The organism is Mesorhizobium sp. M7D.F.Ca.US.004.03.1.1 (assembly GCF_003998635.1).
Lineage (GTDB): Bacteria > Pseudomonadota > Alphaproteobacteria > Rhizobiales > Rhizobiaceae > Mesorhizobium > Mesorhizobium loti.
In genome coordinates, this window is sequence record NZ_RZQG01000405.1 from 1 (window position 1) to 5234 (window position 5234).

Here is a 5234-nt window from a genome sequence, read left to right on the forward strand (position 1 = left end):
GCGATGCGGCGCACTATGCCGGCGCTGGTGTCGACGGCGTCATCTTCGGTCCGTCGGGCGATGGGTTTCATGGGTCGAACGAGTATGTCGAGGTCGAATCTGTCGTCGAGACCGCCAAGGTGATCGCCGCTTCGGTCATCGACTGGTGCGGCATCCGCTGAGGCGGAGCCGCTATTCCGAAACTATCAGGCCGGGCGCTTCAGGCGTCCGGCGACAGCGCCCCATGAAGCCTTGATCATGCCGACCAGCCCGCTCGGGTAGGCCAGCATCACGCCGATGATCAGCACCGCCGTGATCATCGGCCGCCACGCGCCGAAATCAGCCATCCATTCGGCGAAGATCGTCAGCACGAAAGACGCGATGATGGCGCCGTAAATGGTGCTGGTGCCGCCAAGCAGCACCATCGACAGGATGATGGTCGCCAGACTCATACCGAACACGTCGATCGAGGCATTGCGCTGGTAGGCAGCGTAGAAGGCGCCGGCGACGCCGGTGAAGAAGGCGCTCGCGGCAAGCGTCAGCATGCGCTGGCGCACGATCGAGACGCCGCGGCTGATAGCGTATTCCTCATTGTCGCGCAAGGCGACGATGCTGGCCCCGGCGCGTGAGCGCACGAACACGCGCAGGAACAGGGTGCTCGCCACCAGCAGCGCCAGTGCGATGTAGAAATAGGCTGATTTGCCGTCGCGGACCATGTTGTGGTCGAAGACGTAGAGGCCGGGAATGCGCACCAGCCCTTGCGTGCCGCCGGTGATGGCGGACTGGCTGATGATCACCTGCATCACCAGCTGCGCGAAGCCGAAAGTGACCAGGATGATGTAGATGCCCTTCAGCCGCAGGATCGGGATGGTCACCAGGATCGCCGCCAATGTGGCGATGACACCGCTGGCAAACAGCGCGATCCATGGGTCGAATGCGGCCAGCTTGGTGAGCAGGCTGTAGGCGTAGACGCCGATGCCGAACAGCGCCAGATGGCCGAAATTGAAAACGCCGCCATAGCCAAGGCTGAGATCCCAGTTCGAGGCGACGATCGCATAGATGAAGGCCATGATCAGGATGTGGCGGGCATAGGTGTCGCCGAAGATCAACGGCAGCAGCGCCAACAGGGCGAAGCCGAGCACGAAGCCGATGGCCTCCTGCTTCCAGGGCGTGCGGCCGGGGGCGATCGGGGTTGCCGCCTCTGCGTGGCCAAGGGTCATCGGCGATGTCGTGTCGGTCATGCAAGGCCTCGGGAGCGGCTGGCGAAAATGCCCTCGGGGCGCACCATCAGGGTCAGGATGAGCACGCCGAACAGCAGCGCCGGTGTCCAGTACAAGCCGAAATAATAGCTGCAGGCGGCTTCGAAGAAGCCGATCAGATAGGCGGCGAAGATCGGTCCCGAGATGCTCGATATGCCGCCGAAAACGACGACGATCAGCGCCTTGAGCAGCGGATCGCTGCCCATCACCGGCGACATGAAGCGGTAGCCGCCCATGAAGATACCGGCCAGCCCGGCCAGCGAGGCGGCGATGGCGAAGGCCAACCCGTAGAGCGCGGTGACATTGAGGCCGACAAGGTGGCTGGCGTCTTCGTTCTGCGCCACGGCGCGCAGCGCCAGCCCGAGCCGTGTGCGGTTGAGGAACATCCACAGTGCGGCCAGGATCAGCGGCGTGATGACGATGATGGCGATCTGGTGCAGCGACACGCCGACGCCGCCGATGGTGGTGTTGCCGGCGATCAGGGGAGGGATCTGCTTCGAGCGCGGCCCCCAGATGGTCAAGGCTCCGTTCTCGATCAGCGAACCGGCCGCTAGCGTGGTGATGACGACGACCAGCACGATGTTGGGCCGACCGATCAGCGGCCGCACGACGCTCGCCTGCAGGATCCAGCCGACGCCGGCCATGACGACGACGGCGACCGGAAAGGCGACCGCCGCCGGCAGGCCGAGTTCGACCAGCTGCCAGGCGATGTAGGCGCCCAGCATCATGAACACGCCATGGCTGAAATTGAACACGCCGATCGTCGTCCAGACGAGCGCGAGCCCGACTGCCATCATGGCGTAGAGGGAGCCCTGGAACAGGCCGCCGAACAGGATTTCCGCCAATGCGCTCATTCCCAAGTTCCTAATGGCCAAAATACATCGACATGATCTCGCCGTGGTCGAGGCTTTCGCCCGGCTTGATCTCGGTCGCCACCGCGCCATGATTGACGAGGTAGAGTTGCTGCGTCAGCTCGAGCAGGAATTCGATGTCCTGCTCGACGACGATGAGCGGCACGCCGCCGCGCGAAATGTCCATGACGGAGGCGCAGAGTTCGTCCTTGATCTTGGGCGCCAGCCCAAGCGTCGGTTCGTCGAGGATCAGCAGGCGCGGATGGCTCATCAATGCCGTGCCGATCGACACCATCTGGCGCTCGCCGCCCGACAGCGTGCGCACGCGCTGGCGCCAGCGTTCCGCCAGTTTGGGGAACAGCTTGATCACCTTTTCGCGGTTCTCCGCCTCATGCGGCCGCGCGCGCGGCGAATAGGCGCCGAGTGCCATGCAGTCGGCGATGGAGAGATCGGGAAACAGCCGGTTGCCTTGCGGCACATGGATCAGGCCGGCGCCGACGATGGCGCGCGCGCTGTGGCCGACAATGTCCTGCCCGTCGAACCGGATACGGCCGCTCTTCGGCTGCAACAGCCCGGAGATGGCGCGCAGCAGCGTCGTCTTGCCATGGCCGTTGGGGCCGAACAGGCCGACATTGCCGAAGCGGCCGGCCTCCAGCGAGATATCGTGCAGCACGGTGACGCGGCCATAGCCGGCGGTGACGCCTTCGACGCTGAGAATGGGGTTCACGCCGCCGACCTCCTGGTGCCGAGATAGGCCTCGATGACGCGCGGGTCGGCAATCACGCCGGCCGGGTCGCCGGCGGCCAGAACGCGGCCATTGTTGAGCACCAACAAGTGCTGCGAAAGGCTCATCAGGAAGGTCAGCACGTGTTCGATCAAAAGGATGGTGATGCCGCGTTCGGCGGTGCGACGGATCAGGCCGATCGATGTCTCGATCTCGGGCTTGGTCAGGCTCGACGCCGGTTCGTCAAGCAAGAGCATGCGCGGCTGCATGGCGATCGCGGTGGCAAGCATCAGGCACTTGCGCTCGAAGACGGACAATTCGCCGGCAAGCCGCCCGAAGGAAGCGGACCCCAGGCCGACGAACTCCAGCGCCTCGGCGGCCGCATTGCGGGCCGTTGCCGCCGTTTTTTCCTGCTTGCCGTAGCTGGCGCCGATCAGCGTGTTCTCGAACACGGTCAACCCGTCGAAGCTGGTCTCGCGCTGAAACGTACGGGCAAGGCCGAGGCGCGCGATAGCGTGTCCCGATTTGCCGTTTATGGCATTTCCGTCAAACCGGATGCTGCCCCGGTCAGGGCCAAACGGGATGCCAGTGATGATGTTGAACAGCGTGCTCTTGCCGCTGCCGTTCGGGCCGGCTATGCCGAAGATCTCGCCGGCCTCGACCTTGAACGACACGCCGTCGACGGCCTTCAGCGAACCGAAGGCCTTCGACACGTCGTCCAGTTCAAGCAGGGCCATTCCTCACTTCATCCAGGGCTGGAGCTTGAAGGCGCCGGTGGCGTATTTCTCAGGCGAGATCAGCGTGCGCTGGCCATCCCAGATCTGGAAGAAGGTGATCGGGATGTAGTCGTCGCCCTGCGTGGCAAGGTGGGTGGCGGGATCGAATTTCAGCCGCCCTTCAGCGACCTGCTTGTCGGTCTCCGACAGCGCCTTCATGATCGCCGCATGGTCGGATGCGCCGCCGGCCTTCTTGACCGCGTCGAAATAGACATTGGTCATTTCGTAGAGACCAACGCCATAGGTGCCGCTCTCGACGCCGTATTTTGCCTTGAACTTGGCCGCCACCTCATCGGCGCGCGGGTTCTTTGGCGTCGTCAGCGCGCCACCGAGCAGATTGTAGATGACACCATCCGACTTCTTGCCGGTCAGTTCGACGAATTCCGGAACGCTCGGTGCATATTGCAGGAAGACGAGGCTCTTGGTCGGCTGCTCGAGGAACTGGTTGAGGAAGGACGCCGAATTGCCCGGCAGATAGTCGGTGTTGATGACGACGTCGGGAACGTTCTCGCGCACCTTGGCCAGGATCGAACGCCAGTCGGTCACTTCGCCGAAGGGCACGATCTCGTCGACAGTGATGGTCCAGCCCTTCTCCTTGAAGGTCTTCTTCATGCCTTCGGAGATGGTCTTCGAATAGGCATTGTCGGAGGAGATGATGGCGACCTTCTTGGTTGGCAAGGTGATCTTGCCGTCGGCCGCGAGCTTCTCGACGAACAGGGTGACGTCGGTGTTGTAGGCGTCGAAGGAAGGCGTCAGCGACCAGCAGCACATGTATTTGTCGGGGCTCGGTGCGATGATGTCCCGGGTCTGCTGCGAGGTGGCCGCCAGCATGTAAGGCATGTCAGCCTCGGCCATGTTGTCGATCTCGAAATTGGTCAGGCTGGCATAGCCCGTCAGCATGAAATGCACGCCCGGATCGCCAAGCAGGCGCTCGACCGCACTGGTGACGTTGCCGGCGGACTGATCCTTGACGTCGCCGACCACCAGTTCGAACGTATCCCCGGCAACGCCGCCGGCTGCGTTCGCCTCGTCGATGGCCATCTGCACGCCACGCTGGAACTCCTGGCCGTCCGCCGCGGCCGGGCCGGTTAGCGGCGCAAGCAGGCCGATCTTGACGACCTCGGCGAAAGCGGGCGCGCCTGATGCGGCAAACATGCCGATCAGCGTCGTGCTCATCAGGATATGGCGGATTCGACTTGCGGCGGATTTCGGCTTCATCGTGCTGTTCCCTGTTTTCCTCCCGTTCATCGGGAGTTGGATAATTGACAATCTACGCATAATTGTTCTTATTTGAAAAGGATTTTTCAGCGTAACCTGACCGAGAAATGTTTACCGGCGGGACATGGGAGACAGTGGCGCTTTGTTGCGCAGCTGCTTCAAAACAGGGCAATTCCAGACGGAGCCGACAATGACGATCTCGCAGAAGACCCTTGAAACCAGCCACGGCAAGATCGCGGTGCGCCAGACCGGCGGCCAGGAAACCACTGTCATGCTGATCCACGGCAATTCGTCTTCCAGCGCCGTTTTCCGCAACCAGTTGGAGAGCCCGCTAGGCGAGCGCTACCACATCATCGCTCCCGACCTGCCCGGCCATGGAGCGTCCGGCGATGCGATCGATCCGGAGCGTTCCTACAGCATGGAAGGC

Annotated in this window: 6 protein-coding genes; 1 reads left to right on the forward strand and 5 read right to left on the reverse strand. The window is 63.0% G+C overall.

Annotation, left to right across the window (positions count from 1 at the left end; translation table 11 throughout):
• Positions 1-185 precede the first annotated feature (185 nt).
• The 5 genes from EN935_RS21135 to EN935_RS21155 are packed head-to-tail and all read right to left on the reverse strand — an operon-like array spanning position 186 to position 4807.
• Positions 186-1220: a branched-chain amino acid ABC transporter permease gene (locus tag EN935_RS21135; protein ID WP_127262346.1), complete on the reverse strand. Its 1035-nt coding sequence runs from the start codon at positions 1218-1220 to the stop codon at positions 186-188.
• Positions 1217-2092 carry a branched-chain amino acid ABC transporter permease gene (locus EN935_RS21140; RefSeq protein WP_127262347.1) on the reverse strand — a complete coding sequence of 292 codons (876 nt, stop codon included), beginning with the start codon at positions 2090-2092 and terminating at the stop codon, positions 1217-1219. The genes EN935_RS21135 and EN935_RS21140 overlap by 4 nt, the downstream gene beginning before the upstream one ends.
• 10 nt (positions 2093-2102) lie before the next feature.
• On the reverse strand, positions 2103-2816 hold the full coding sequence (locus tag EN935_RS21145) for an ABC transporter ATP-binding protein (protein ID WP_109670310.1): 714 nt from the start codon (positions 2814-2816) through the stop codon (positions 2103-2105).
• Positions 2813-3550, reverse strand: a complete 738-nt coding sequence (locus tag EN935_RS21150; protein ID WP_109670308.1) for an ABC transporter ATP-binding protein — start codon at positions 3548-3550, stop codon at positions 2813-2815. Before EN935_RS21150 ends, EN935_RS21145 begins: the two co-directional genes overlap by 4 nt.
• A 3-nt stretch (positions 3551-3553) precedes the next feature.
• The gene (locus EN935_RS21155) at positions 3554-4807 is read right to left on the reverse strand and encodes an ABC transporter substrate-binding protein (protein ID WP_109670307.1); all 1254 of its coding nucleotides are present in this window, start codon (positions 4805-4807) and stop codon (positions 3554-3556) included.
• A 190-nt stretch (positions 4808-4997) separates the two neighbouring features.
• Here EN935_RS21155 and EN935_RS21160 point away from each other — a divergent pair.
• The coding region (locus EN935_RS21160; protein ID WP_164771237.1) for an alpha/beta hydrolase at positions 4998-5234 on the forward strand (237 nt) is incomplete at its 3' end.

What these genes read in the sequence shown, in the direction of transcription:
- EN935_RS21135 (WP_127262346.1), bottom strand. Translation starts at nt 1,220, where the DNA reads ATGACCGACACGACATCGCCGATGACCCTTGGCCACGCAGAGGCGGCA.
- EN935_RS21140 (WP_127262347.1), bottom strand. Translation starts at nt 2,092, where the DNA reads ATGAGCGCATTGGCGGAAATCCTGTTCGGCGGCCTGTTCCAGGGCTCC.
- EN935_RS21150 (WP_109670308.1), bottom strand. Translation starts at nt 3,550, where the DNA reads ATGGCCCTGCTTGAACTGGACGACGTGTCGAAGGCCTTCGGTTCGCTG.
- EN935_RS21155 (WP_109670307.1), bottom strand. Translation starts at nt 4,807, where the DNA reads ATGAAGCCGAAATCCGCCGCAAGTCGAATCCGCCATATCCTGATGAGC.